Source organism: Paenibacillus sabuli, from assembly GCF_014705605.1.
In the GTDB taxonomy this organism is placed as follows: domain Bacteria; phylum Bacillota; class Bacilli; order Paenibacillales; family Paenibacillaceae; genus Paenibacillus_D; species Paenibacillus_D sabuli.
In genome coordinates, this window is record NZ_JACXIZ010000026.1 from 26,942 (window position 1) to 52,898 (window position 25,957).

Genomic DNA, 25,957 nt, shown 5'->3' on the forward strand with positions numbered 1-25,957 from the left:
TGCTTTTATTTGAACCAGAATACCCCAGATTGCGCGGCTCGTAAAGCAGCGGCGGCCATCTCGTAGCTCCAGATCCTCGACGGGAGGATAATGGCTGCCCTTGTAGAAGAAGACTTAAGGATGCGGTAGCATGCGAGTTGACATCTATGCGGGAAGGGGCATTTTTAATGCGTACTGGGAGGCTGTATTTTAAAATCTTTTTGCTTTATATCATGGTCGCAACGGGGACGATCGCTTTCTACGGTAATCCTGACCGTTCGGCGATTCAGGCTGCCGCAGCAGCGCGTGACACGCAGCAGACGGAAGCGGCGGAGCCGGACTCGGAAGGGGGTCCGGTCGTTGATACGCATGCTGGAAAAGTGCGAGGAACCCGCTCGGAATCGGGAATATATTCTTTTTTGGGCGTCCCGTATGCCGCACCGCCTGTTGCGGATCTGCGGTTTATGCCGCCTCGGCGGCATGCCGGGTGGGACGACGTACGAGACGCGACCGAATATGGAGCGACTGCGCCGCAGCTCCCCAGCGGGGAGCCCTTGGCCGGACTCTATCCGAATGTCATGATTCCGGGAGACGATTATCTGAATTTGAATATTTGGACTCGTGATCTGAACGGCAAGCAGCCGGTAATGGTTTTTATTCACGGCGGTTCGTTCATATCCGGTTCCGGCGCCATTGCGGGTTACGACGGCAGTTCTTTTGCGCGGGACGGCGTCGTGCTGGTCACGATCAACTATCGGCTCGGCGCCGACGGCTTCCTGTGGTTCGGCGAAGGCGAGGCCAATCTCGGGCTGTTGGATCAGATCGCTGCCCTGGAGTGGGTGCGTGACAATATTGAAGCTTTTGGCGGAGATCCGTCATCGGTTACCCTGTTCGGAGAATCTGCAGGCGCTTCGAGTATTGGCACGTTGTTGGCCATGCCGTCCGCCGACGGCTTGTTCCGGCGCGCCATCATGGAATCCGGGACGGCCGAGGATGCGGTAAGCGTCGATTCTGCCAAGGCGGTCGCGAATCAGCTTGCCGATATCCTGGGCGTTGCCCGCTCTCGGGAGGCTATTGCAGAGGTCTCGACGGCGCGGCTGCTGGAGGCGCAGAAAAAAGTCGACGGTGATCAGGGCCTGCCCTTCGTGCCGGTTATAGACGGCAAAACGCTGAAAGAGAGTCCCATAGCAGCCATAGAGGGGGGGGCATCGGCCGAAATTGACCTGATGGTAGGCAATAACAGCGAGGAGGCGTTCTTGCTTTTCGCGCCGCAAGGTAAGATGCACAAGGTGTCCAAGCTCCATTTCTATTTGGCGGCCTATACGCTGCGCGTTCCTGCGCTCAAAGCGGCCGACGTCTATTACAACGCGCGTTCGGACGCACGTGACGTGGATGTCGTCAATGATCTCATCACCGACGCCAAATACCGGATTCCTTCAATCCTGTTGGCGCAATCTATTCCAAACAGCTATGTCTATGAGTTTTCTTGGCATTCGCCGGCCTTTGATGATGAACTTGGCGCGGCGCATGGCGTCGAACTGCCCTTTGTCTTTGACCATATCACAAGTCAGGATTGGCATGCCATCACCGGCGGCGTGGCTCCGCAGGAGCTTGCATCGGAGGTTCACCGGGCGTGGGTGAATTTTGCGAAGACCGGGAACCCGGGGTGGGAGGCATACACCGCCGACAAGCGCGTGGTAAAAATGTTCGGCACAGATTCTAAGGTGGTGGAGAATCCCCATGCCGCGGCGACTCAATTCTGGCAGGAACTGAGCTGGGAGGGTTCGCATACGAATCCCAATGCCGGCTTGCTTGCGGCTGGCATTGGGATTGTTATCGGTATCCCGCTTCTCCTGATCGGCCTGCTCATTTTCATGTGGAGGCGTCGAAAAAAGCGAAGACAACCCCGCAAGCGGGATGCTTTACGATAGACGCATTGACTTTGGCGCGCAAGCGCAATTGAATTTCCGCGCGCAAGCGCGCCTCTCCTATTTCAACCGGGAGAGGAAGGCGCCCCGGCGTAGCGCTCCGCGAGTTGCTTCCGGTTTTGGACGTCAAGCTTCCGGTAGAGGTTTCTGCAATGGCGCTTGACGGTTTCCACGGCGATGGCCAGGGCAGTTGCAATTTGTCGGTTGTCGGCTCCCTCGAGCAAGCAGCGCAGCACCCGCCGCTCCTGTCGGGTCAGGGTCTCCTCGGCGGGGAAGCGATCCGTCCCGGCCGCCGGCGGCGCCTCGGGCACCGGCGCGGACCGCAGTATCCTCCGCACGGAGCAGAGTCCGAAGCCGGGACGCGAATAAGGGATGGAAGACATACGTCTCCAACCGGTCCATGACGGGGAGTAAAAAAGGCGTATCGCGAGCCCACGCGGCGAAGCGGGGCTCCGGCGCGCCGACGATCCGGGTCAGCCGATTGACGAGGCCGCGGTCCAGTCGCCCGGCCACCGAGAGCGAGACAAGCGCGCGGGAAGGCCCGGCGTCGTGCGTCCACTCCGCGAGCTGCTCGAAGTATCGGTGCGTCTCCCGCTCGGCGCGCATATGAAAGGCCGGGGCGCCATAGTGATAGCCGTGCTCGCGAATCGTCTTCACGTAGGCGATGACGCCGGGAAATGTAATCGGTCAGCTCGGGTGCTGCGAGCGCCAGCGACTCCGCGCCCAGCGAACCAATGCCTCCGGCACGGCTATTCAGCGCCTGCAGCCGGGGGAGCCGTCTTCCGCTCAGGATGACGTGCATTTGTGCCGGAGCCAGGCTCAGGAGCAGGTCAAGGAAGCGGGCGTTGTCCGGATGGCGGATCGCCTCGCAGTTGTCCAGGATGAGCATGGCGGGCTGCCCGCTGTCCTGAAGGCGAGCGGCCCATTGCGCGGCCAGCGGCTCCAGGACAGGGAGGATCGCTTGTTCGTTCATTGGCTCCAGGCGCCTGGCCCAGTCCTGCAGCAGCGTCGTTTTGCCATAACCGGCCGGTGCGGTGATTGTGAACCGCGGTTCTTTCCATGCGGCGTTCAGAGCTGCTTCCAGCCTTGCCCTGCGGACAAGGGTCTCCGCCGCCATAGAGCGCTTTGAATTGGCGCGCAATGGCGCGCATTGGTCGAATTGAAGACCTTCTTCGCCGTTCATATGCGCCATGCCCCTCCTCTCGAGCCCGTGCAGATTGCCAGGCTGTTTCCTCGATTATAGCATGATTCAAGCGGGGGGTATGAATTGGCGCATAAAATACCTCCTGAGGGGAATATACGCTGAAAATTCGCTGTGGTAGTGTCAAGATATACGGCGTTCGGGCGGCATTGCGCCCGCCGTCTCGGGAGGAAGAAGGTGGCAGGGGAAATGGGGAAAACGTGGTTAGGAAATTCACTCTCAGGGCTGCTTGCGCCGGTGCTGTCGCTCGCGCTGGCGATCGGCGGGCTTATATGGATTCGGCGCGACCGCGGCAGCGGCGCAGTGGCCGGAACGTGCGCCGGGCGCGAGCGCGGGTCCCGATCTTCAGTACGTGCCTGGTGAAGTGATTGTTCGATTCAAAGACGGGGCAAGCGCCGGATCGCGGAGCGGGGAGCTGGCGGAGTCGCATGCCGGGATCGCGGGCGATGCGGGGGCAAGGCTCCTGTCGTCGTCTCAGGCGCTCGATGAACGAACGGTGCTGCTGCAGACGGAGGGGACTGTCGAGGCGGCGATTGCCGCGCTGGAGGGCGACCCCAGGGTCGAGTACGCGCAGCCCAACTACCTGCATCGCTTGTTCGCTGCCGACGAGCCGGACGACGAGTACTGGTATCTTCAATGGGGCATGTTCGATGGCTGTCAGACTCAAGCTTTCGTCAGAGGCGAACCAGTTGGAGGAGGCAGGGATAGGCAGCGGGGACGGAAGCCTCGACGGCTACCGGGATCGCGCGCTTATCGACGAATACGCTCTGGCGGATGTAGGCCTGATCGTGCGCATGGGCATCATGATCGGCACCAGCGAAGCGACGTTTGCGCCGCAGGACGGCGCGACGCGCGCGCAAGCGGCGGCGGTGCTGATCCGCACGCTTCGGGAGCTGGGAATGATCGACTGAGCGGTGGCCGGAGGAGGTCCATCCGGCCGGCCTGCGTAATCGGATACTGACGCTCCTGCCACAGGACGTAATCGACATCGGCTTTGACCTGAAAGTCCGTTTCGCCTTGCAGGATGAGGCCTTCCAGCGGGTAATCCGTATCTTCCCCGAGTACGACGGGTTCTTCCTGTACGCTTGTCGGCATCTCAGCCGCCGGTTGGTCGTACAGCGGACTGGACGAGATGCTGGCGAGGCGTCCACCCGCATGGAAGGCTATCTGGAACTTGAGCTGCTGCTCCGAGAAGGCAGCGCGCACGGCGGCTGCATGCATACCGTCGACCTCGGCCTGTTGCATGACTGTAGTCGCTTCGAATTCGCCGAGCGTAGGCCCGACCGCTTCCCAGCCCGATTGGAGCGTTTCCCGGCTGACCGCGTCTGCAAGGGCGGCGTCGAATTGATCGTACACCTCGTCGAAATGACCTGCAATAAAGGCTTGAACCATATCTTCGGCCCACTGCTGCACTTGCTCGGGACTGACGGCTGTCGGGGTGAGGAAGGCGACGAGCGATCTAGCGAAATTGTCAGTGCTATGAAGAATGGCTATAATTAAAATCGTTTTGCACGATCAGGCGATTCCAAGTCCGCCCCGCCGATACGGGTACAAGTTCAGCGATCAAGGAGGGCTCATGTCTTGGAGTAAAGTGAAGCAGCAACTGGAGGGCTTTCGCAGTCCGGCGTTACAAGGCAGAGTCGGGTACGGGGCGACCAGCTACCGGTATGTCCCGGACAAAGCGGGGCAATGTTATCTCACGGTCGATCAGAAGAACATCCTGCAAATGAACGATCCCGCCAATCGCATCCGGTGGTATCAATCCGAGCAAGAGATCAAGCAGGATGCCACGCTCCACATTCCGATCACCGAGCGGGAAATAGACGCCATCCGCGCAGAGACCAAGGGGAAGGTGCCGGAGGAGCGCCTCGAAGGAATGGCAAGGGGGCGAAAAAAAGCGGACGCGGCCAAAGCGCTTATGGCGGCTCAGACTGCGCTCAGCAGGTCCAGCTTCATGGACGTCGCCACGATATTTTTGTCCACGTCCATTGAGGAAAGTCTGGAGAGCGAAGCGATTCTAGTGAACGTGCTGGCGCTGGTGGACCGGCGCGTCGGGAAAAAGCGAATTTTGAATATGCGCGAGCAGGTGAAGGGCAGGCATCCGATCGTGCGCTATTTTTACGATTTGCGGGTCAGTACGTAGAACGAATCGAACGTATATGATTTTGCTATCCTTGTCTAACGTTCACGGAATGAAACGCGCATCGCCGCCAAAGGACGGCGATGCGCGTTTCGCCTGGGCGTCGGCGCGATAGGCGGGACGTCGGACGCTCAGCGTCCCAGCCCGCTATACACCAGATTTTTCAAGCGCGGGTGGACATGCGGCTCCTGGCTGTTCAGCATATGCTGGGCGTACATGACGGTGAGCCGCGACTCGGGATCGATGAGCGCCATGCAGCCGGCCGCGCCGCTCCACCCGAATTCGCCGTGCGGGCTCAGCAGACCGCTGGCGGAGCGGGCGATATGGGTGCGGACGCCGAGGCCGTAGCCGTAGCCGGCGAGCTGCTCCCAGTTGTAGTCCGCGCGCATGGGCTCGCTTAACTGATCGGTCCGCATCAGCTCGACCGCCGCCGGGGAGAGGATGCGGGCCCCGTTCGCGCCGGTGCCGCGATTCGTGAGCGCATGGAGGAAGCGTATGTAATCGTCCACCGTGGACAGCAGCCCCGCGCCGCCGCTTTCGAATTCGGCGCCGAGCCGGAAGCCGTTGCCGTCCTTGCGCACGGGCTTGTTCCGTTCTTCGTTAAAGGTATACTGCGGAACGAGGCGGCCTTTTTTCGCCTCCGGCAGATCAAAGCCGGTATCGTCCATGCCGAGCGGGCCGGTGATCTCCTCTCGGACGTATTGCCCGAAGCGACGGCCGTCCACGACCTCGACGAGCGCGGCGAGCACATCATGGCACAGACTGTAATTCCAGCGCGTGCCGGGCTCGAACAGCAGCGGCTCCTTGGCCAGCGCAGCCGCGAAGTCGCGTGTCGGCATCCGGCCGCCGGTGCGCTGCGCGGCCTCTTGAAGCGCTGGCGATCGCAGGTCGTAGGTGAAGCCGGCGGTCATGGCGAACAGGTCGCGGATGCGAATCGGTCGGGTTGCTCTCGCCAGAGCGGGCGCACTGCCGGAGACGTCGTGACGGATCGTCATCTCGGCATATTCCGGGAGGTAGGCCGAGAGCGGATCGTTGAGCAGGAACGCCCCTCTCTCCATGAGCTGCAGGCCGGCTGCGCAGGTCATGATCTTGGTCATGGAATACAGATTAATAATTCGATCGACGCCGATCGGCGTCCGCGCCTCGAGGTCCTCGAACCCGCTGCGGCAGCGGAACACCGTCTCGTCGCCGTGCATGACGCACACCTCCGCCCATGGTATGCGCCAGGCGGTGATGCGGTCGAGATAGGCGGCCAGTGGTTCAAAGTTCATGAATCCTTCATCCCCTTCATTTTTCTTTCGCTGTGCGTGCTGCACGCTGTTCTATCATGGAACAAAATCGGCCCGGCGACAAGCGGACGACGCAGGGGCGAACGGTTCGACTGACGGATATGAACGAGGCTAGCAAGGCTAAACATTCATGCGCGCGATGCCGATATATAAAGTATGGCCGCGTATTCGGAGGCCGGAGGGGCCGGAGGGGCCGGAGCCGGGCACAATCCCGGATTTTTTCGCGGAAGCCATCCTTTTTACCTATATTCACGCTTGTAAATAGGCGCTTAAGCACTGATAAGAAGATGGATATTTCCTCTATAATAGGAATCATAACTTGACGGGGATTGTCAATATTCCTCCTAGAAGAGGTGAGGTTAGCCATGTTTTCATCCTTTCAAAAAAAGAAGAGCGGCCTGGGCAAGCTGATGCACGAGGACAATGCCGCGCGCAGAGAGGTAGAAGCGGCAGCGGACGAGGGGTTAGGAAATCTGACGGATGGTCAGGCGAGCGGGGAGGCCTCGGGCACGATGATGGCCGGTCATAAGGCGCATTTGGACAAAAGGTCCCTGGACCTCGTGTTTGCCGTGGAGCAGATGATCAAGGCCAAGCAGCATACCGAAACGTGCAACAACGACCTGCAGGACCGGCTGAGCCATGCCAACGGACAGATCGAGCGTCAGAACAAGGACCTGAAGAACCTGGGGCGGGTCATCGAGGAGCGAGAGAGCAGCATTCTGGAGCTGGAACAGCGCGTCAGCGAGAAAAACCAGAAGATCGACCACATGATGGAGGAGTATCGCGAGCTGCAGTCCGTCCTGTCGGGGGAGATCGAGGAACTGAAGACGGTGCTGGAGCTGGAGCGGCAGAACTATAAGGGCATGTTCAAAAAGTACAACGAGACGACGGCCGACAAAAACAAAAAGATTACCACCCTCGAGGAAAAAAATTCGCGGCTTGAAATTGAGCTGACGCAGATGAAGCAGAAATTCGAGTCGCTTCGTCAGGAAAAAACGCATTTGCTCAATATGGTAAACGAGTTTACGAACCGCATGACGGCGCCGTTCGGCGCAGGCGGGCACCCGTTTCAAGGGAGCACGGGGGATTAAGTTGTAAAACGTAAAAAAGAAAAAAGCGCTGTTCGAAGCCGGACTCGGCGTGCGGACAGCGCTTTTTTTTAAAATTATAGAACGTATAGGATCTGGCGCGGCGTGCGGCGTGCAGTTGCTTCCTAGACGCGCATGCTGATCTTCTGGCTGCAGCCGCGCAGCTTCAGGGCATACGCCTCGGTCGTGCTGTCGTCCATACGCAGGGACGGGCCGGAGATGCTCATGCCGCCCAGCAGCGAGCCGTCGCGCTTGAAGACGGGCACGCCGACACACTTGATCCCGAATTCATGCTCCATGTTGTCGATACTGTAGCCGCGCGTGCGAATCACGTCCAGCTCGCGCAGCAGCGCGCTGCGGTCAGTGATCGTGTTCGGCGTGTGCGCCGTCATGCTCTGCAGGCCGATCGCCTTCATCGCTTCGTCAGGCGGCAGGTACGCCAGGATCGCCTTGCCCAGCGAGGTGCAATACATCTCGGCCGTCTCGCCGGTCATCGAGCGCACGCTGTAGGAGTTGGCGGGGTAGACGCCTTCGAGGTACAGCACATGCGGCGCGCGAGGCACCGCGAAGTAGACGACCTCGTTCACCTCGGAGGACAGCTCGCTCAGCGGCGGGTAGATCATATTGTGCAGCCCGAGACTGGAGTTGATCACGAACGCCAGCTCCAGAATCTTCATACCGAGCCGATACTTTCCCGTTTCGGGATTGCGCTCGATGTAGCCGCATTGCTCGAAGGTCGACACGATGTTATGCACATTGCTTTTATATAGCCCCAGCTTTTCCCCGATTTCGGAGATGCCGAGCTCCGGCGCAGACACCGAGAACACCTCCAGCACGTCCAGCGCTTTTTTCAACGTTTTTACTTTGGGTTCTTCCGTCATCCGTAAGCCCCTTCCCACCATGATTCTAAATATTAGAACATCATTCTATTATGAACGAATGTTTTGCTTGATGTAAAGCATAGATTGAAGCTGGGGACGAAAAATTTGGTCTTTTAAACCCCTCCTTTAAATCATAAGTATGAGCCGCCAAATCATAAGTATGAGCCGCGAAAAAAGTAGCGTATCCTCCTGGTTGAAAGGGTTTACAACTTGATCGGCGCGTGCTACTATAAGTGAGCCATCATAAATATATAGAACGACGTTCTAAATTAGAGAACAAAGAGGTGAGGATGTTTGCAGCAAATTCAAAATGGCGTATGGCCGACGATGATTACGCCGTTCGCCGACACGGGCGAAATTGACTACCCCGCAGTGCAGCGGCTCTTGCAGTTCTATCATCGGCGCGGGGCAGCCGGCGTGTTCGCGGTCTGCCAGTCCAGCGAGATGTTCCGCCTCGAGCTGGAGGAGCGGGCGGCGCTCGTACGCTTCATCGTCGAGCATGCCCCTGACGGCATACAGGTGGTCGTGTCGGGACACGTTGCCGATACACTGGAGGAGCAGGTGCGAGAGGCCGAGGCAATCATGTGCGAGGGCGTGAGCGCGTACGTCGTACTGCCCAACCGTTTTGCGGCGGAGGACGAGGACGACGAGACGCTGATTGCGAATATGGAAGCGTTTCTAGCGGCCTTTCCATCCGTACCGCTCGGGCTCTACGAGTGTCCGTACCCCTACAAGCGGGTGCTGACGCCGCAGGTGCTGCAGGCGTGCGTAGCGTCGGGACGGTTCCTGTTCATCAAGGACACCTGCTCCGAGCTCAGCCAGATCAAAGAGAAATTGCGGCTGCTCGAAGGCACCGGGATCAAGCTGTATAACGCCAACGGCGCCACGCTATTGGAGAGTCTGAGGCTCGGGGCGGCAGGCTATAGCGGCGTCATGGCCAACTTTCATCCGGAGTTGTATGCGTGGCTGTGCCGTCATTATCGCGACGAACCGGAGGAGGCGGATCGGCTGCAGCAGTTCCTCGGGGTATGCTCGCTGGCCGAGTACCAGTACTATCCGGTCAACGCCAAGTACGGCCTGTCGCTGCAAGGCGTGCCGATGCGGATGGACAGCCGCGTCCTGGATCCGGATCGGTTCGCGGAATCCAAGCGGCTGGAGATCCGGCAGCTGGTCGAGCTGGCGGCGTATATGCGCGAGACACTGCACATCGCCGCGCTCTAAACATGCGGTGAACATGCATAACTCATTCCTCAAATAAGCCAGGCAAAAGACAAAGGGAGGTTAAGCAAATGATTGGAAAACGCAAACGCTTCATCGGTGGAGTCGCACTGTCGCTGGTACTGGTGACCGGCATCGGCGCGGGCTGCTCGAACAATGCGGGCGAGGCGCCGTCGGCAGTAGAGAACGGGGAGAACACGTCGGGTCTGCCGGACGGCGGCATGACCAATCTCGAGGGCTATCCGATTACGAAGGAGCCGATCACGATCACCGCCGCGGTGACCTATGGCTCGCTCCGTCCGGAGATGGATACGACTGCGATCTGGGATTATGTCGAGGAGAAGACGAACATCCGGGTCGAGGTCGAGATCGTCAAGGACAAGGACAAGGCGGACCTGATGTTCGCGAGCGGGGACTTCCCGGACCTGATCATGAATGTGGGCATCAATCCGAATCAGATGGCCAATGCCGTCGAGGGCGGCAGCTTCGTGGAGATGAAGCCGCTGCTGGAGCAGTATGCGCCGACGTGGAACAAGTTCATGGAAGACAATCCGCTCGTCTATAACGGCTCGCTCGCCACGGACGGCAAGCTGTACAGCCTGCCGTACATCGATTTTGCGCCGTTCGACCGCAATCTGCGCGACCAATGGATTATCATGGGCAATTGGCTGGATGAGCTGAACCTGCCCGTGCCGCAGACGACGGAGGAATTCAAGGAAGCGCTCATCGCCATCAAGGCCAATGCGGGCAAAGGCTCGATTCCCGCGGACGTCATTCCGTATTACATCTACTTCGACAATTACGTCGGCGGCCAGTTCGATATCTACGGCAGCTTCGGCGTGTATGTCACCGATCCGGACTATGTCGTCGTCGAAGACGGCGTCGTCAAGGACCAATCGACCAATCCGGCCATCAAGGAGCCGCTCAAGTATCTGCGCGAGCTGTACGCGGAAGGGCTGATGCCGCCGGAGATCTTCACCGACGACTTCACGACGTACGCCTCCAAGATCAGCTCCGATCCGCCGATCGTCGCCGCCTATCACTCCTATGCCAACCGGCAGCCGGAGATCGGCGTAGCGATGGGGCCGTTGGACAGCGGCAACGGCGAGGAGCCGCTGCTGCGCAGCCAGGCGTACATGCCGGGACCGGCCAATACCGCGATCATTACCTCCAACAACAAGTATCCGGTCGCCACAGTCCGGCTGCTCGAGGCGATCGCATCGGACACCGAGCTCGGCCTGACCGTCAGCCGCGGCACCAAGGGCATCGTGTGGGACACGGATGAGGAAGGCAAAGCGTACCAGATCTTCTGGGAGGAGTCGCCCGAGCAGATGGCCGCCAACGCCGGCGAGCTCGGTCTGCACAATTCGTTCGTGGCGCTCAAGGACCAGCGCTTCTACGAAGAGACCTGGAAGGAACTCTCCTACGACGTCGAGAATTCGCGGGGCTGGGCGTACGAGAATGTGTACAAGGACGTCGTCCTGCCCAATGAAATGGTGTACGTGCAGGGCGCGATCGGGCAGGATGACAACAATCTGCTCAATCAGTACAAGACCGATCTGACGAACTACCGCAAGGCGATGTTCGCCGATTTCATCACGGGCAAGCAGGATATCGACGCGACCTGGGATACGTACGTGGCTCAGATGAAGCAGCTCGGGCTGGACGCCTTCATCGAGCTGAAGCAAAAAGCGTACAATGCCATTGCCAAGTAAGGCGAGAGGAGGGAGGAGAGGCGTGGACACTGCCAGCCGAACCGGCCCGAAAGACAAAAAACAAACCAAATCACTCGGTTTTCGCATTTGGCAAAGCCGTGAGCTGTATCTCTTTCTGCTGCCCGCCGTCGCTTTGGTCATTGTGTTCAACTATTTTCCGATGTACGGCATCACGGTTGCCTTCAAGGATTTCAAGCCGCATCTGGGCATTATGGGCAGTCCATGGGCAGGACTGAAGTATTTCGACCGCTTTTTCGACATGCCGATGTTCAGCGTCATTCTCAAAAATACGTTGTTGCTCAGCTTTTATACGCTGATTGCGTCGTTTCCGCTGCCGATCATTCTGGCGCTGGCGCTCAACAGCACGCCGAGTCAGCGGCTCAAAAAAATCGTGCAGACGATTACCTATGCGCCGCATTTCATTTCCATTGTCATCATTGTCGGCATGCTGAACATCTTCTTCTCGCCGTCGATGGGCATCGTGCGCAATATTCTGAGCGGGCTGGGACTGATGGACGGCAATCTCGACGTGCTGATGAATGCGTCCAGCTTCCCGCATCTGTATGTGTGGAGCGGCGTGTGGCAGACGCTGGGGTGGAGCAGCATCATCTACCTCGGCGCGCTCAGCGCGGTGGACCCGGCCTTGCACGAATCGGCGGTCATCGACGGGGCGAGCAAGTTCCAGCGGGTGTTCCGCATCGATCTGCCGCTCATCCTGCCGACGATCGTCATCCTGCTCATCCTGGAGTCGGGCACGATCATGAACATCGGCTTCGAGAAGGTGTTCCTGATGCAGAATGCGTTCAACCTGAGCACGAGCGAGGTCATCAATACGTATGTGTACAAGGTCGGCATACGGGAAGCGCAGTACAGTCTGTCCTCGGCGATCGGGCTGTTCAATTCGGGCATCAATTTCATTCTGATCCTGCTGGTGAATCAGGTCAGCCGGCGGCTCGGTCAGGAATCGCTATGGTAAAGGAGGAAGCGCTGCATGTCGACTGCTATCAAATCCACGTCGCGGGATCGGCTCTATGACATCGTCAATACGGTAGTATTGCTCGTGCTGCTGCTCGTCGTCGCCTACCCGCTGTATTTCGTCGTCATCGCCTCCATCAGCGATCCGAAGCTGGTAGCCACCGGCCGCGTCCTGTTCTGGCCGCAGAATTTCAGCTTCAAGGGGTACATGGAGGTCGTGAATTATTCGCCGATCTGGACGGGCTACCGCAATACGCTGATCTATACGACATTGTTCACGCTGATCTCGGTGCTGGTCAGCCTGCTGGCCGGCTACGCGCTGGCGCGCAAGCCGTTCCCCGGCAAGACGGCGATCACCGCGTTCCTGCTGTTCACGATGTTCTTCAACGGCGGGCTCATCCCGACCTACCTGCTGATGCGGGAGATCGGGCTGTACGGCAATCCGGCGATCATCGTGCTGCTGGGCGCGGTCAATGTGACCAATATCATCATCAGCCGCACGTTCATCAAGTCCTCGATACCCGAGGAGCTATACGAAGCGGCCTCGATCGACGGCTGCTCGCACTTCTCGTTCTTCTTCCGGATCGTCATGCCGGTATCCCAGGCGCTGATCGCCGTCCTGGTGCTGTTCGCGGCGGTCAGCCAGTGGAACTCCTGGTTCAATGCGATGATCTATCTCAACGATGAGGCGCATATGCCGCTGCAGATGGTGCTGCGCGATCTGATCGTCAGCCAGTCTGCGCTCAGTACCGCCAGCAATACGGACAGCATGGGCGGCGACGCGGCGGCGCAGATCTATCTCGTGGAATCGATGCGGTACGCGGTCATTATCGTCTCGACGCTGCCGATCCTGTGCTTCTATCCGTTCGTGCAGAAGTACTTCGTCAAGGGCGTCATGATCGGCTCGGTCAAAGGGTAACGGGAGTCGGCGGCAATGCGGCAATCGACTGCAAGCAAAGCAATTGCAAGGAATAGGGAGGCTACATTCGCATGAGAGGTCAATCGGAATGGCACTATCGTCCGTACAGCCCGCTCGATCAGATCGGCAGCCGCACGCTGCCCTATATCTGCCGGCTGGCGCCGGGCGAGCGCGAGCTCGCGCTGGAATGGTTCGACAAGGGCAGCGACGGCCCAGATGCGCATGCGCTGTACTATCGCCTGCGCGGCGCCGACGCGCCGTATGCGCGGCTCGAGCTGACGGGGCCGGAGGCGGTCCTGCAGGGACTCGAGCCGCAGCGCGACTACGAGCTGTACGTCGAGCGGCTGGACGGCAGCGGGCGCAGCGCGGTCCGGCTCGCCCGCACCGGGGCCGCGGTCGGCACGGTCATCCATTATTTGCACCCGGAGGATGAGATCTACGCCTTCTCCGGCCGCAGCCTGTGCAGCCCTTCGCTCGTGCGGCTGCCGGGCGGGGCGCTGCTGGCGTCGATGGACGTCTTCGCCGGCGGCGCGCCGCAGAATCTGACCCTGCTCTACCGCTCCGACGACGACGGCGCGAGCTGGCGCTACGTCACCGAGCTGTTCCCGTGCTTCTGGGGCAAGCTGTTCGTCTGGAAGGAGACGCTGTACATGCTGGCGCATGCGACGGAATACGGCGATCTGATGATCGGCGCCTCGCAGGACGAAGGCCTGACGTGGAGCACGCCGGTCACGATCCTGCCGGGCGCGGGCTCCAAGGTCGCCCGCGGACCGCACAAGGCGCCGATGCCGGTCATCGAGGCGGGCGGCCGGCTGCATACGGCGATCGACTACGGCTCCTGGTCGACCGGCGGGCATGCCAACGGGCTGCTGTCCATCGACGGCGAGGCCGATCTGCTGGTCGCGGACAATTGGCGCTGCACGCCATTCCTGGCCTACGATCCGGGCTGGGAAGGGGCGACCGTCGGCAAGAGCGGCGGCGGTCTGGAGGGCAACGCGGTCGTCGGACCGGACGGTGCGCTGTACAATGTGCTGCGCTATCAGATGAACGGCTGCGACCCCGCCCACGGCAAGGCGCTGGTGCTGCGCGGCGATCTGGACGCGCCGGAGGCGCCCTTGCGCTTTCACGGCTTCGTCGACTTCAACGGCGGCAGCAATTCCAAGTTCGATCTGCTCTTCGACGCGCCGTCGGGCGCGTATTGGGCGATCGTCAGCGAGATTGTCGACGAGGCGACGCCGAATCAGCGCAATGTGCTGTCGCTGGCCGTCTCGCGCGATCTGCAGCGCTTCGAGATCGTGAAGCGGCTGCTCGATTACCGTGAGGAGGACCCGCGGCAGGTCGGATTCCAGTACGTCAGCTTCCTGATCGACGGCGCGGATATCCTGTATCAGTGCCGCACGGCGATGAACGGCGCCCGCAATTTCCACGATGCGAATTATGCGACGTTTCATCGAATTGCGGACTTCCGGCATTACGGCCCGCCCCGGTAGTCGCCGGGCGCTTGGCCGGTGAGGCTGTGGAACGCCTTGTAGAAGTTGGAGATATTGGCGAAGCCGCACTCCAGCGCGATGTCGAGGACCGTGCGGTCGGTCTCCTCCAGCAAGCGGATCGCCTGGCCGATCCGCTTGCGCTTGATGTATTGGGCCGGTCCGACGCCGTTCGTGCGGGTGAAGGCCTTGGAGAAGGCCGTCGGGCTCATGTGCGCGATCCGCGCCAGCTCCTCCAGGCGGATCGGCCGTCCGAAATGGGCGTCGATGTGCGCGATGGCCGCTGCCATGCGCGGCGGGATGACAGCGCGCCGTCCGGCGGGCAGCTCGATCCTGCGGGCGATGCCGGTCAGGATCTGGGCCGCGCAGGCGGCGAGCATGACCCGGCTGTAGCCGTCGGGCGAGCGCTCCTCGCGATCGACCAGCTCCAGCAGCCGGGTGAGCGCAGGGCCGGCGGCTACGATCCGATGTTTCTGGCCCCCGGCGCCCGCCTCGGTGAAGAGCGGCAGCAGTCCGGTATCGTACAGATAGCGCGGCTCCAATTCCATCGTCATCAGCTCCAGCGGCTGCTCGGCGCTTACGCGCTCGAAGCGCCGCTTTTCCTCGTTGCCCAGCAGTACGATGTCGCCGCTGTGTATGGACTCTGCCAATCCCCCGATGCGCCACACCGCCTCGCCCTGCCGCACCCACACAATCTTGAAGCAATGCGAGACGTACAGCTTGCCTGAAGTGCTGGCGCTGTGGAACAGGTGCCGCCGGATCCGGATCGCCTGCTCGGGGTGCTGCGTGGACAGGCCTGTATCGGACATGGGATGCCTCGCCTCCTGTATTGAAATTGCAAAAAAGTAGACACTTCGGCCAAAAGAGAAGAAGAGATAACCCGTGAATCTGCTAAGCTTAAGCTATAGTTCAATTATAGCAGGTTGCAAAAAAGAAGACCAAGCAAGCTGCGCGGGGAGGAAGACGAAGTGACCTATGATCTGATCATTGTCGGCGCGACCACGACGGCGCTCGGCGTGGCGCAGGCGGTGCAGGGCCGGCTGAAGACGCTCATCGTCAACGCGACGGAGATGGTGGCCTACGAGTTCGTCAATACGTACAAGCAGCCGGAGCTCTATACGCAGGGCGCGGCGTATAACGCGCAATTCCGCGAGCTGGAGGCCGATGTGCTGCTCGGCACGGAGGTCGTCTCCGTCGCGAAAAGCGCGGACGGCGGCTATACGCTAGAGCTGCTCGGCCCGGGCGGATATCGCACGGTGACGGGGGCGCGGCTCGTCGATACGACGCTGGAGCGCGAGGCGGCGGCCGAGGGCAAGTCGCTCAACGCGCTGCTCATCCAGCAGCAGGGCGAGCCGTTGCCGGCGCTGCAATGGCCGGGCATGGAGCTGGTGCCGGAGACGCACGACCATGCGTACACGACGGCGATCCTCAAGTTCGACTGCGCGCCGCAGTGGGACGTGGCCGAGGCGCGGCATCGCCTGGTGGAGGCGTGGCTGGAGCGGCCGGAGGCGCTGCAGAGCTGGCGGATGGCGGCGATCGCCTTCTGCTTTGACGAGCGGACGCAGGCTGGGCAGTGGGCCGAGGGCACCCGGTATGCGGTGCTGCCGGCGGCGGCCTACGCCCGCCCGGAGGAGAGCATCGCGGCAGGCGGCGAACTGGGAAGGAGCTGGGTATCATGATGAAGCATCGGAAAATGGTGGACGGCGCGCTCGTCGAGACGGCGGCGGAGGCGGTGCAATTCGAGGAGCGGGTCGACGTGCTGGTGGCGGGCGTGGGCTCCGCCGGCGCGATCGCGGTCATCGCCGCGTCCGCCCAGGGGGCGAGCGTGCTCGGCGTCGACCGTCTGCCCGGCATCGGCGGCATGGGGACGATGGGCTACGTGCATGGCTATTATTACGGCTTGCCCGGCGGCCTGCATGTCGACATCGACGAAGAGGCGCAGCAGATGGGGCGGGAGCACTTCCTCAGCCGGGTCGAGGCCAAGAAGTACATCATGGAGAATCGCATCACCGCGCACGGCGCGCGGCTGGCGCTGGAGACGAGCGTGAGCGGGGTGTACCTGGACGGCCAGACGGTCAAGGGGGTCTCGCTGTTCTGCAAGGGGAGGCAGTGGAATGTCGCCTGCCATACGCTGATCGATGCGACCGCCGATGCGATCGTATCCATGCTGGCGGGCAGCCGGACGCACATCGGCCGCGAATCCGACGGCAAGACGCGGCCGTTCACGAGCGTCAAGGTGTGGCTGACCAAGAGCGGCACGCTCACGAGGACCAACCACGACAGCGGCTATGTCGACCAGTACGATCCGCTGGCGCTCTCGCGGGGCATCCTGCAGGCCCATGCGAGCCAGCTGCTGGAGGAATTCCGCGACGAAGCGAAGCGGGTGCTGTTCTTCGCGCCGTTCATCGGCGTCCGCGAGGGCCGCATCATCGAGACCGAGCATCGGATCACGATGCAGGAGGTCGTGGCCGGCGTGCGCGAGGAGGAGGTGCTGTTCTACGGATACAGCGACTTCGACAAGCACGGCAAGGACAACGTGCTGGAGAGCGACGAGCTGCAGGACCTGTACGTCGCGGCCAATCTCAGCACCGCTTGCTTCTCCGTGCCGGTGACGCTGCGCGCGATGACGCCCAAGGGATTCAAGGGACTGCTGGCCGCCGGGCGCCACATCGGGATGGATCACGATGTCGCCAGCCTGCTGCGGATGCAGCGCGACATGCAGAAGTGCGGCGAGAGCGCGGGCGTCGTGGCGGCGCTGGCGGCGCGGCGGGGCGTGGACGTGTCCGAGGTGCCGTACCCCGAGGTGCGGGATATCCTCACGGCGAGCGGCAGCCTGACGGCGGAGCACGACAAGGGCATCCTGTTCGACGATTCCTTCCGCCGCGAGCCGATCCGCTGGATGACGGACGCGGACGAGATGCGCGCCGCGCTCGCCACCGATATGCCCGGCGTGGCGATCTATTCGGCCAAGCTGCTCGGCAGCCGGATCGCGCCGCAGCTGCGCGAGTGGATCGGGGCGACCGACGCGATGCTGCGCTACGGCGCGGCGATTGCGCTCGGCATGACGGGGGATCGCGCGGCTGCGCCGGTGCTGCGCGAGATCGTGGAGCGCCGCGACGCCTTGTACTTCAAGGACTGCCGCCGCACCAATCAATTCCGCAGCGCGATCGCGATCTACCTGCTCGGCCGGCTGGGCGATGCGGACAGCGTGCCGCTGCTGACGGATATCCTCTGCGACGAGGACGAATATGCGAAGCCGTTGTACCATGAGATCACCGAGCCGAGCTACAAGATCAACGCGAGCAAAAATTTCAACGAGCTGTACTTCCAGATCATCTCGCACGCGGCGATGGCACTCATCCGCATCGCCCGGGCCCATCCGGACCAAGCGGCTGCGATCAAGGAACGGCTGCGCGCTGCCTTCGGCGACGACCGCCATCTGCTGCACGTAACGACGCTGCCGAAGCTGACCTACGAGTACGAGACGGTCGACAACGTGCGCGCCTATGTGCTTGCCTTCTGCGAGGCGAAGGAGCAGGCACGGACCGCGGGCGCGGCGATGTAGCCGGGGACCGAGGACCGGGGGCCGGCATTGCTGGGCAAGGCGGGGTTACCGGGCGAGCAGGACTGCCGGGTGAATTGACACGGCCGGGGGAGCAGGATGGCCGGGAAAGTCGTTAAACAATGGAGGAGCTGTCGCCGCAGAGGCGACAGCTTTTTTTGAATTAGGCGTGCCCAGATTCACGCGGCGGGAGGCGACTACACGCCGAAAAGTCGATCTGTGTGGCTTGCTCCTGTGAGAGGCGACGTCACGAGTGGGCTCATGCTCATGCATCTGTAATGGACATGAGAGACGCTTAGCGGGAATGATGGGCCGTTTAGGGAGCGGAAATGACCGCTAAGCGTCGCTGGTGTCCGTTAGAGCTGCCCGCGTCCGATTGATGCGTCTCGCCGCGGGTGTTCGTTAGCGGTAGGCCACGTGTTCGGTAGGCCACACGTTCGGGGGGAACCGTTGCAGGTCATGCTGAGTTTGCTTTGCAGCGACAGCTTGCTTGTTCCGGCTTGCCGAGTGTTTACCTGGTATTGCGGTTGAACGGATTAAAGGGCGGTCGAATCGTGTAAAGTAAGTAAAACGAAATTTTTATATTGCAATCGGTTACATGAGAGGCTATACTTTTGGTAATTGAAACGTTTCGATTTCAATTCTGGCACGACTGCTTGAAAACGATATGAGGTTGCATTCCATCATGTATTCTTGAAAATTCGCTTTAAACGAGGATCGCGCAAGAGTGGATAAGGTTTTGGAAGAGCTCTATGAATGGGGATGTTTAGTGTAGAGGTACAAAATAGATTGCTGAATATTGAAACGTTTCGAATTCCCTTGAACTAGGCGGTCGTACTTGAACTAGGGGGCGTAGAAGCGAAGGACGAGGAATGATGGACGATAATTGATGAAGGAAGCGCGAGGCATGAAGAAGGACCAACGAGCAACGATTAAGGCTGATTAGGACGATTAGGACGATTAGAACGATAAAGAAGGAGGCTGCTTATGCCTGCAAAACACGAATCCATCCTGCCGATCGCGAAGGCGCAAGCCGAGCATCAATTCTGCCTCGAGGCGGGGGAGGTCCGATTCACATTCTGGAACAGCGGCGAGCTGTATGAGGCCGCGCATCGCAGGGCCGGGACGATGATCAATCAGTGGCACGGCAATCCGATCGACGGGGCGCTGAGCAATCTGTATCTGCGCGTGCTCCGCGGCCCTCGCGTGCTGCGGGTGGCGCCGCTGCTCGGGCCGCAGTCCGCAAGCGCGCTCACGCATCGCTCCGCCACGCGGGTCGTCTGGGAAGGACGGCTCGAGGAGATCGCCTACCGCGTCGTGTTCGCGCTTGCCGAGGGCGGGACCTGGTTCTGGCGGGTGATGGTCGACGGACGCGCCGCCGAGATGTCGGACGCGCACGCCGCGGCGCTGGAGGTCGACGTCGTGTACGGGCAGGATGTCGGTCTGGCGGCCAAGGGAGCAGTGCGGAGCAACGAAGCGTACGTCTCCCAATACATCGACCATGCCGTGTTCCGCTCGCCCGAGCGGGGCTATGTCGTCTGCTCCCGCCAGAATCAGCCGCAGCAGGGCGGCCGGTTTCCGTATCTGCAGCAAGGCGCGATCACGGGGGCGGCGGGGTACAGCACCGACGGCTTCCAGTTCTACGGTCTGTCTTACAAGGAGACGAACCGTCCCGAGGCGTTGTGGCAGGCGGAGCTGCCGAGTACGGTGTACCAGTACGAATTCGCGTATACGGGGCTGCAGTCCGGGCGCGCGGCGCAATCGGGCATAGCCGAATTCGTCTTCTACGGGATGTTCGCGGAGGATCATCCGGATGCCGTGACGGCGCTGGAGTACGAGGAAGAGCTGCGGCGGGCGTGGGCGCAGGTACAGGAGCAGGACGCCGAGGCAGAGGGGGGGCGGAGCGGCGAATCGAAGATTGCAGCCCGCCCTGAGCCCGCTGCCGCGCCGCACAGCGCGTCCGAGGCAGCCCTGAGCGGCGCGCCGGCGGCGGGTCGGCGCGCTCCGACGCTCGGCGAGCCGCTGCAGACGGCCGAGCTGACGCCGGCCGAGATCGAGCGGCTCTACCCGAGCCGCTCGCAGGAGGAATGGGCGGAGGGGCGGCTGTTGTCGTTTTTCACGGACACCTACGAGCATGTCGTGCTCAAGGCCAAGGAACGGCTCGTGGAACGGCCGCACGGCCATATCGTGATGAGCGGCGGCAACGACCGCCTGGGCGTGCCGGTCCTGGCTTCGACCTCTTATATGTACGGAATCTTCAATGCGCAGCTCGTCGTCGGCAACACGACCTACAACAAGCTGCTCACCAATGCCCGCAACGCGCTCAACGTGATGAAGACGTCGGGGCAGCGCATCTATGTGGAGATCGGGGGCGTCTATCGGCTGCTGGCGATGCCGTCGCTGTACGAGATCGGCTTCAACTATGCCCGGTGGCACTACCGGACGGCGGACGAGACGTTCATCGTGACGAGCTTCACGGCGACGGATGCGCCGCACTTGCAGCTGGAGCTGAAGACGGAGAGCGGCAAGCCGTACCGCTACCTCGTCACCCAGCAGATCGCGATGGATGCCAATGAATACGAGGCGCCGCCGCAGGTCAAGCTGGAGGGCCGCACGCTCGAGCTGCGGGCGGGCGAGGCGGCGCCGAGCGCCAAGGCCTATCCGGCGCTCTGCTACCGCCTCCACGTGGAGGGCGCAGAGCTGACGCTGACGGACGAGCGGGCGCTGCGGGCGGACGCCGCGCCGGGCTCGGCCGCATTGGTCGCGCTCGCGCTCGGCCCGACAGCGGCGTGGACGATGGTCGTGCAAGGGCTGCTGGACGGCGGTGCCGGACCGGTACCTGATCCGGGGCCAACATCTGGGCCAGCGGCACAGCCCGGGCCGGCGCGGCGCGAGGCCGCGGCCGAAGCCGCGCGCTACCGCGAGTTCCTGCGCGGCGTGATGAACGGCTTCCGCCTGACGCAGGGCGGGGCGTGCGATGCCGAACTAGAGCGGCTCAATGCGCTGGCCTGGTGGTACACCCACAATATGCTCGTGCACTATTCGACGCCGCACGGGCTGGAGCAGTACGGCGGCGCGGCCTGGGGGACGCGCGACGTCTGTCAAGGGCCGACGGAGTACTTCCTGGCGACGCACAAGTTCGAGACGGTCAGGGAGATCCTGCGCACCGTCTACGCGCACCAGTATGAGGACGACGGCAATTGGCCGCAATGGTTCATGTTCGACGCCTATGCCGGGATCCAGGCCGGCGAGAGCCATGGCGATGTCATCGTCTGGCCGCTCAAGGCGCTCGCCGATTACCTGGCCGCGACGGGCGACGAGGCCGTCCTCGAGGACCGGGTGCCGTACATGGATCGCGCGGCGAATGCCTTTACCGCGGAGCCGGTCTCGATCTACGCGCATGTGCGCAAGCAGCTCGCTTATATCCGGGAGCACTTCCTGCCGGGCACGCATCTGTCCGCATATGGCGACGGCGACTGGGACGATACGCTGCAGCCGGCCGACCCGCGCATGAAGCAGTACATGACCAGCAGTTGGACGGTCGCGCTCACCTACCAGACGCTGCGCCGGCTGGCGGCGGCGCTGGCGCGCAGCCGCCCGGACGATGCGGCCGAGCTGGAGCGGCTGGCGGACGGCATCGAGGCGGACTTCCGCCGCTACATGCTCGATACGCCGGTCATCCCGGGCTTCGTCTATATGGAGCGGCCCGGGGAGGCGGAGCGGATGCTGCATCCGAGCGATACGCGCACGGGCATCCGCTACCGGCTGCTGCCGATGACCCGCAGCATGATCGGCGAGCTGCTGACGCCGGAGCAGGCCGAGGCGCACTATAATCTCATCCTGGACGAGCTGGACTATCCCGACGGCGTGCGGCTGATGGACCGGCCGGCGGACTATGCCGGCGGGGTGAGCCGGCACTTCAAGCGCGCCGAGCAAGGGGCGAACGTCGGCCGCGAGATCGGGCTGCAATACGTGCATGCCCATATCCGCTTCGTCGAGGCGATGGCCAAGCTGGGCAAGTCCGAGGAGGCGTGGCACGGGCTGGCGCGGATCAATCCGGTCGGGCTGACGGAGGCGGTCCCGAATGCAGAGCTGCGCCAGCGCAACGCTTACTTCAGCAGCTCGGACGGCAAGTTCGCCACCCGCTACGAGGCGCAGGCGCACTTCGAGCGGCTGCGCGACGGCAGCGTCCCGGTCAAGGGCGGCTGGCGCATCTATTCGAGCGGGCCGGGCATCTACATGAATCAGTTGATCGCCAATTGCCTCGGCATTCGCGTGGAGCGGGGCGGGCTGCGTCTGGACCCGGTGCTGCCGGCGCGTCTGGACGGGCTGGAGCTGGCGTTCGCGTGGCGCGGTCGTCCGGTGACGTTCGTCTATCGGCTCGGCAGCAGGGCGGAGGGACGCGTCATGCTCAATGGGCGCGAGCTGCCCGCCGTGGCCTGCTCGAATCGCTACCGCCGCGCCGGCTGGCGGATCGAGGGCGATGTGCTGGAGCGCGAGCTGGACGCAGACGGCAATACCATCGAGATCTACGTCGAAGAGGGAGGCGAATAAGATGGAATGGAACGTCATGACGTTCAATCTGCGTGTCGATGCCGGCACGGCGCCCGAGGACGCATGGTCCTCGCGCTCGGCCCGCGTCGCAGCCGTGATTGCGCGGCATGCGCCGCATGTCGTCGGCACGCAGGAGGGGACGCGCGCGATGCTGGACCTGCTGCGCGGGCAGCTGGGCGATTACGCGTACGTCGGCGAGGGCAGGAGCCGCGAGCGGGCGGACGAGTATTGCGCGATCTGGTACGATACGCGCGCGCTCGAGGCGGTGGAGTCCGGGCAATTCTGGCTGTCCGAGCAGCCGGACGCGCCCGGCAGCGTCAGCTGGGGCAGCGCTTATCCGCGCATCTGCACCTGGGCGCGGATGCGGGCGACGGACGGCTCGGACGGGCAGCTGCTCGTATGCAATACGCACCTCGATCACATCAGCCAGCCGGCTCGCGAGGCGGGAGCGTGCCTGCTGTGGACGCGGCTGCGGCAGCTCTGTGCGGACACGGGATTGCCCGCTCTGCTGACGGGCGACTTCAATGCCGAGCCGGACAATGCGGCGATCCGCTTTTTGCGCGGCGAGCAGGAGCTCCAGGGCATGCGGGCGAATTTGCGGGACGCCTACAGCCTGACAGCCGATCTGCCCACCGCTGCGCCTGCGCCGCGCCAAGGGTCAACTGCGGCGTGCGGGGCGGCAGGCTATGGCGCGACGTTTCACGATTTTCGAGGCGGCGAGGCGGGCGCGCCGATCGACTATATTTTTGCCACGCCCGGCCTCTCCTTTCGGGGGACGCAGGTGGTGCGGGAGCGAGTTGGCGGACGCTTTCCGTCCGATCATTATCCGGTGATCACGACCGTCGCATCTGGATAAAAAAACGGTTGCATTTTTTACGGAAATGCGGTAAATTGAATTCATAAACGAAACGTTTCGAGTCATAAAAACGAATTTCGATGTAAAGGCTTACTATACTTATAAAAAGCATCTTAATCGAATCAATTCCAAAGCGGTAAAGCTGCGAATTGATTCGATCGTTTCGAACCATAATCGAAACGTTTCAATTTTTTAAACCCGAGGCATGACATACAAGAGAAAGGAGGGACTTGGCATGTATGTAAGCGTGGTCATTGTCGGGTCGAAACCAGTGGACGGGAGATGGGGGAGATGCAGGTGATCGCCAGGCTCAGACGCAGCGGCGGCAATATTGTGCGGGAGGTCGGCAAAAACAAAATCCTGTTTCTGATGCTGGCGCCCGTCATTTTGTACTTTTTGCTCTTTCATTACCTGGTCATGCCGGGGGCGTACGTCGCCTTCGTCGACTTCAATATCAGCAAGGGCATCTTCGGCAGCGACTTCATCGGCCTGCAGAACTTCGAATTCCTGGTGAAGACGGGCGATCTGTGGAACATCACCAAGAACACGCTGCTCTACAACTTCGTCTTCCTGGCGCTGGGCAACGTCATCCAGATCGTCTTCGCCGTCATGCTGGCGGAAATCGCAGGCAAGTGGTTCAAAAAAATCACGCAGTCGATCCTGCTGCTGCCTCACTTTATCTCGATGGTCATCGTCGGGGTGTTCGCCTACAACATGTTCAACTTCAGCTCCGGCTTCGTCAATACGATGCTCGTCAGCCTGGGGCTGGACCGGTACGAGTTCTACTCCGACCCGGGGATCTGGAAGTACATCATCGTCGCCTTCAAGATCTGGAGCATGACCGGCTACGGCATGATCGTCTACCTGGCGGCAATCACCGGGATCAACAACGACCTGTACGAAGCGGCCTATATCGACGGCGCGAGCCGCTGGCAGCGGATTCGCTACATGACGCTGCCGATGCTCAAGCCGACCTTCATCCTGCTGCTGCTGTTCGGCCTGGGCGGCATCCTGAAGGGCTCGTTCGACCTGTTCTACAATCTGATCGGCACCAACTCGGTGCTGTATCCGCAGACGGACATCATCGATACGTACGTGTTCCGCAGCCTGGTGGGGCAGTTCAACTTCTCCATGGGCGCGGCGGTCGGCTTCTACCAGTCGGTGTTCGGCCTGGCGCTCGTGCTGACGGTCAACTATATCGTGCGCAAGATCGAGCCGGACAGCGCGCTGTTCTAATACCTGGAGGTGACGTAACATGGCGAGGACCGCAGCCGCAACGCTTCACGAGGATTCCACTACGCGCATCATCAAGCTGGTCAGCTACGTGTGCCTCGGCGCCTTTGCGCTGGCCTGCCTGTTTCCCTTCGCGCTGATGATCTCCTCCTCCTTCATGAATGAGCAGGAGATCCTCCTCGAGGGCTACAAGCTGATCCCGAACACCTTCTCGCTGAAGGCGTACGAGATGCTGCTGAACAATTCGTCCGCGCTGGGCAAGGCGTACGGCGTGACGATCTTCATCACGGTCGTCGGCACCGCATTCGGACTGTTCATGATGTCGATGGCCGGCTATGTGCTCAATCGCAAGGATTTCAAGTACCGCAACTTCTTCTCGTTCCTGATCTACTTCACGACGCTGTTCTCCGGGGGGCTGATCCCGACCTACATCCTGATGGTGAAGTATCTGCACATGAAGGACAGCCTGTTCGCCCTGATCCTGCCCACCGTGGTCGCGGCCTGGTCGATCTTCCTGATGCGCAACTTCATGAAGGCGATCCCCGACTCGCTGTACGAATCGGCGACGATCGACGGCGCGGGCGACTTCCGCATCTACTGGCAGGTGTTCATGCCGCTGGCGGTGCCGTCGCTGGCGACGATCGGTCTGTTCTCGGCGCTCGGCTTCTGGAATGAGTGGTACCACGGCATGCTCTACATCCAGACGCCGGACAAGTACCCGCTGCAGTACTTCCTGCAGCGCATGATCAACCAGACGAACATCCAGGCGCTGATCAACCAGGGCGTCGTCATCGACGCCGCCGCGCTGCCGACGCAGTCGATCAAGATGGCGACGGCGGTGCTGGCCACCGGCCCGATCATTCTGCTCTACCCGTTCGCACAGCGGTACTTCGTCTCGGGTCTGACGATCGGGGCAGTCAAGGGATAATACA

The 25,957-nt window shown here is 61.5% G+C and carries 21 protein-coding genes and 1 pseudogene; 17 read left to right on the forward strand and 5 right to left on the reverse strand.

Annotated features, from left to right (window positions below; all coding sequences use genetic code 11):
- The first annotated feature begins 146 nt into the window (after positions 1–146).
- The gene (locus IDH44_RS15415) at positions 147–1,910 is read left to right on the forward strand and encodes a carboxylesterase/lipase family protein (RefSeq protein ID WP_190919135.1); all 1,764 of its coding nucleotides are present in this window, start codon (positions 147–149) and stop codon (positions 1,908–1,910) included.
- A gap of 62 nt (positions 1,911–1,972) precedes the next feature.
- On the opposite strand, the gene IDH44_RS27420 is transcribed toward IDH44_RS15415, so the two are convergent.
- Complete coding sequence (locus IDH44_RS27420) at positions 1,973–2,290, reverse strand: response regulator transcription factor (protein ID WP_223869713.1); 318 nt, start codon at positions 2,288–2,290, stop codon at positions 1,973–1,975.
- A 1,007-nt stretch (positions 2,291–3,297) separates the two neighbouring features.
- Here IDH44_RS27420 and IDH44_RS15425 point away from each other — a divergent pair.
- The 3 genes and pseudogenes from IDH44_RS15425 to IDH44_RS15430 all read left to right on the forward strand — a co-directional run bounded on the left by IDH44_RS15425 (position 3,298) and on the right by IDH44_RS15430 (position 4,019).
- Complete coding sequence (locus IDH44_RS15425; RefSeq protein ID WP_190919139.1) at positions 3,298–3,471, forward strand: hypothetical protein; 174 nt, start codon at positions 3,298–3,300, stop codon at positions 3,469–3,471.
- 1 nt (position 3,472) lies between these two features.
- Positions 3,473–3,628 (forward strand): annotated as a pseudogene (locus tag IDH44_RS27425) (hypothetical protein); the annotation flags it as partial.
- Positions 3,629–3,758: 130 nt separating this feature from the next.
- Positions 3,759–4,019 carry an S-layer homology domain-containing protein gene (locus IDH44_RS15430; RefSeq protein ID WP_190919141.1) on the forward strand — a complete coding sequence of 87 codons (261 nt, stop codon included), beginning with the start codon at positions 3,759–3,761 and terminating at the stop codon, positions 4,017–4,019.
- Here the strand turns inward: IDH44_RS15430 and IDH44_RS27430 are convergent.
- Positions 3,910–4,500 (reverse strand): DUF3887 domain-containing protein, encoded by a 591-nt coding sequence (locus IDH44_RS27430; RefSeq protein ID WP_190919143.1) that lies wholly within the window; start codon positions 4,498–4,500, stop codon positions 3,910–3,912. The two genes, IDH44_RS15430 and IDH44_RS27430, sit on opposite strands and share 110 nt — an antisense overlap.
- A 184-nt stretch (positions 4,501–4,684) precedes the next feature.
- On the opposite strand from IDH44_RS27430, the gene IDH44_RS15440 reads away from it, so the two are divergent.
- Positions 4,685–5,251, forward strand: coding sequence for an SF0329 family protein (locus IDH44_RS15440; protein WP_190919145.1), 567 nt, complete (start codon positions 4,685–4,687; stop codon positions 5,249–5,251).
- 128 nt (positions 5,252–5,379) lie between these two features.
- Here IDH44_RS15440 and IDH44_RS15445 read toward each other — a convergent pair whose 3' ends face one another.
- Complete coding sequence (locus tag IDH44_RS15445) at positions 5,380–6,519, reverse strand: serine hydrolase domain-containing protein (RefSeq protein ID WP_190919147.1); 1,140 nt, start codon at positions 6,517–6,519, stop codon at positions 5,380–5,382.
- Positions 6,520–6,902: 383 nt separating this feature from the next.
- On the opposite strand from IDH44_RS15445, the gene IDH44_RS15450 reads away from it, so the two are divergent.
- A complete protein-coding gene (locus IDH44_RS15450) occupies positions 6,903–7,628 on the forward strand; it encodes a hypothetical protein (protein WP_190919148.1) in 726 nt (241 codons plus the stop codon).
- 122 nt (positions 7,629–7,750) lie between these two features.
- Here the strand turns inward: IDH44_RS15450 and IDH44_RS15455 are convergent, their stop codons facing one another.
- Positions 7,751–8,506 carry an IclR family transcriptional regulator gene (locus tag IDH44_RS15455; RefSeq protein WP_190919150.1) on the reverse strand — a complete coding sequence of 252 codons (756 nt, stop codon included), beginning with the start codon at positions 8,504–8,506 and terminating at the stop codon, positions 7,751–7,753.
- 294 nt (positions 8,507–8,800) lie between these two features.
- Here IDH44_RS15455 and IDH44_RS15460 point away from each other — a divergent pair, with 294 nt between their 5' ends.
- The 5 genes from IDH44_RS15460 (at position 8,801) to IDH44_RS15480 (ending at position 14,823) form a co-directional block, all read left to right on the forward strand.
- Positions 8,801–9,727: a dihydrodipicolinate synthase family protein gene (locus IDH44_RS15460; RefSeq protein WP_190919152.1), complete on the forward strand. Its 927-nt coding sequence runs from the start codon at positions 8,801–8,803 to the stop codon at positions 9,725–9,727.
- A 68-nt stretch (positions 9,728–9,795) separates the two neighbouring features.
- On the forward strand, positions 9,796–11,439 hold the full coding sequence (locus IDH44_RS15465; RefSeq protein WP_190919154.1) for a type 2 periplasmic-binding domain-containing protein: 1,644 nt from the start codon (positions 9,796–9,798) through the stop codon (positions 11,437–11,439).
- A 22-nt stretch (positions 11,440–11,461) separates the two neighbouring features.
- Positions 11,462–12,415 (forward strand): ABC transporter permease, encoded by a 954-nt coding sequence (locus IDH44_RS15470; protein WP_190919156.1) that lies wholly within the window; start codon positions 11,462–11,464, stop codon positions 12,413–12,415.
- Positions 12,416–12,430: 15 nt separating this feature from the next.
- Positions 12,431–13,333: a carbohydrate ABC transporter permease gene (locus IDH44_RS15475; protein WP_190919158.1), complete on the forward strand. Its 903-nt coding sequence runs from the start codon at positions 12,431–12,433 to the stop codon at positions 13,331–13,333.
- Positions 13,334–13,404: 71 nt separating this feature from the next.
- Complete coding sequence (locus tag IDH44_RS15480) at positions 13,405–14,823, forward strand: sialidase family protein (RefSeq protein ID WP_190919159.1); 1,419 nt, start codon at positions 13,405–13,407, stop codon at positions 14,821–14,823.
- Here the strand turns inward: IDH44_RS15480 and IDH44_RS15485 are convergent.
- Positions 14,805–15,629 carry a helix-turn-helix transcriptional regulator gene (locus IDH44_RS15485; RefSeq protein WP_190919161.1) on the reverse strand — a complete coding sequence of 275 codons (825 nt, stop codon included), beginning with the start codon at positions 15,627–15,629 and terminating at the stop codon, positions 14,805–14,807. The two genes, IDH44_RS15480 and IDH44_RS15485, sit on opposite strands and share 19 nt — an antisense overlap.
- A gap of 159 nt (positions 15,630–15,788) precedes the next feature.
- Here IDH44_RS15485 and IDH44_RS15490 point away from each other — a divergent pair, with 159 nt between their 5' ends.
- The 6 genes from IDH44_RS15490 (at position 15,789) to IDH44_RS15515 (ending at position 25,953) form a co-directional block, all read left to right on the forward strand.
- The gene (locus IDH44_RS15490) at positions 15,789–16,499 is read left to right on the forward strand and encodes a hypothetical protein (protein ID WP_190919163.1); all 711 of its coding nucleotides are present in this window, start codon (positions 15,789–15,791) and stop codon (positions 16,497–16,499) included.
- Positions 16,496–18,385 (forward strand): FAD-dependent oxidoreductase, encoded by a 1,890-nt coding sequence (locus IDH44_RS15495; protein WP_190919165.1) that lies wholly within the window; start codon positions 16,496–16,498, stop codon positions 18,383–18,385. The genes IDH44_RS15490 and IDH44_RS15495 overlap by 4 nt, the downstream gene beginning before the upstream one ends.
- Before the next feature lie 984 nt (positions 18,386–19,369).
- Positions 19,370–22,936: a GH36-type glycosyl hydrolase domain-containing protein gene (locus tag IDH44_RS15500; protein ID WP_190919167.1), complete on the forward strand. Its 3,567-nt coding sequence runs from the start codon at positions 19,370–19,372 to the stop codon at positions 22,934–22,936.
- A gap of 1 nt (position 22,937) precedes the next feature.
- A complete protein-coding gene (locus tag IDH44_RS15505; protein WP_190919170.1) occupies positions 22,938–23,792 on the forward strand; it encodes an endonuclease/exonuclease/phosphatase family protein in 855 nt (284 codons plus the stop codon).
- Between the two features lie 291 nt (positions 23,793–24,083).
- Entirely contained in the window at positions 24,084–25,028 is a 945-nt protein-coding gene (locus tag IDH44_RS15510; protein ID WP_223869714.1) for an ABC transporter permease, read from the forward strand.
- 19 nt (positions 25,029–25,047) lie between these two features.
- The gene (locus IDH44_RS15515; protein ID WP_190919171.1) at positions 25,048–25,953 is read left to right on the forward strand and encodes a carbohydrate ABC transporter permease; all 906 of its coding nucleotides are present in this window, start codon (positions 25,048–25,050) and stop codon (positions 25,951–25,953) included.
- Positions 25,954–25,957: the final 4 nt, after the last annotated feature.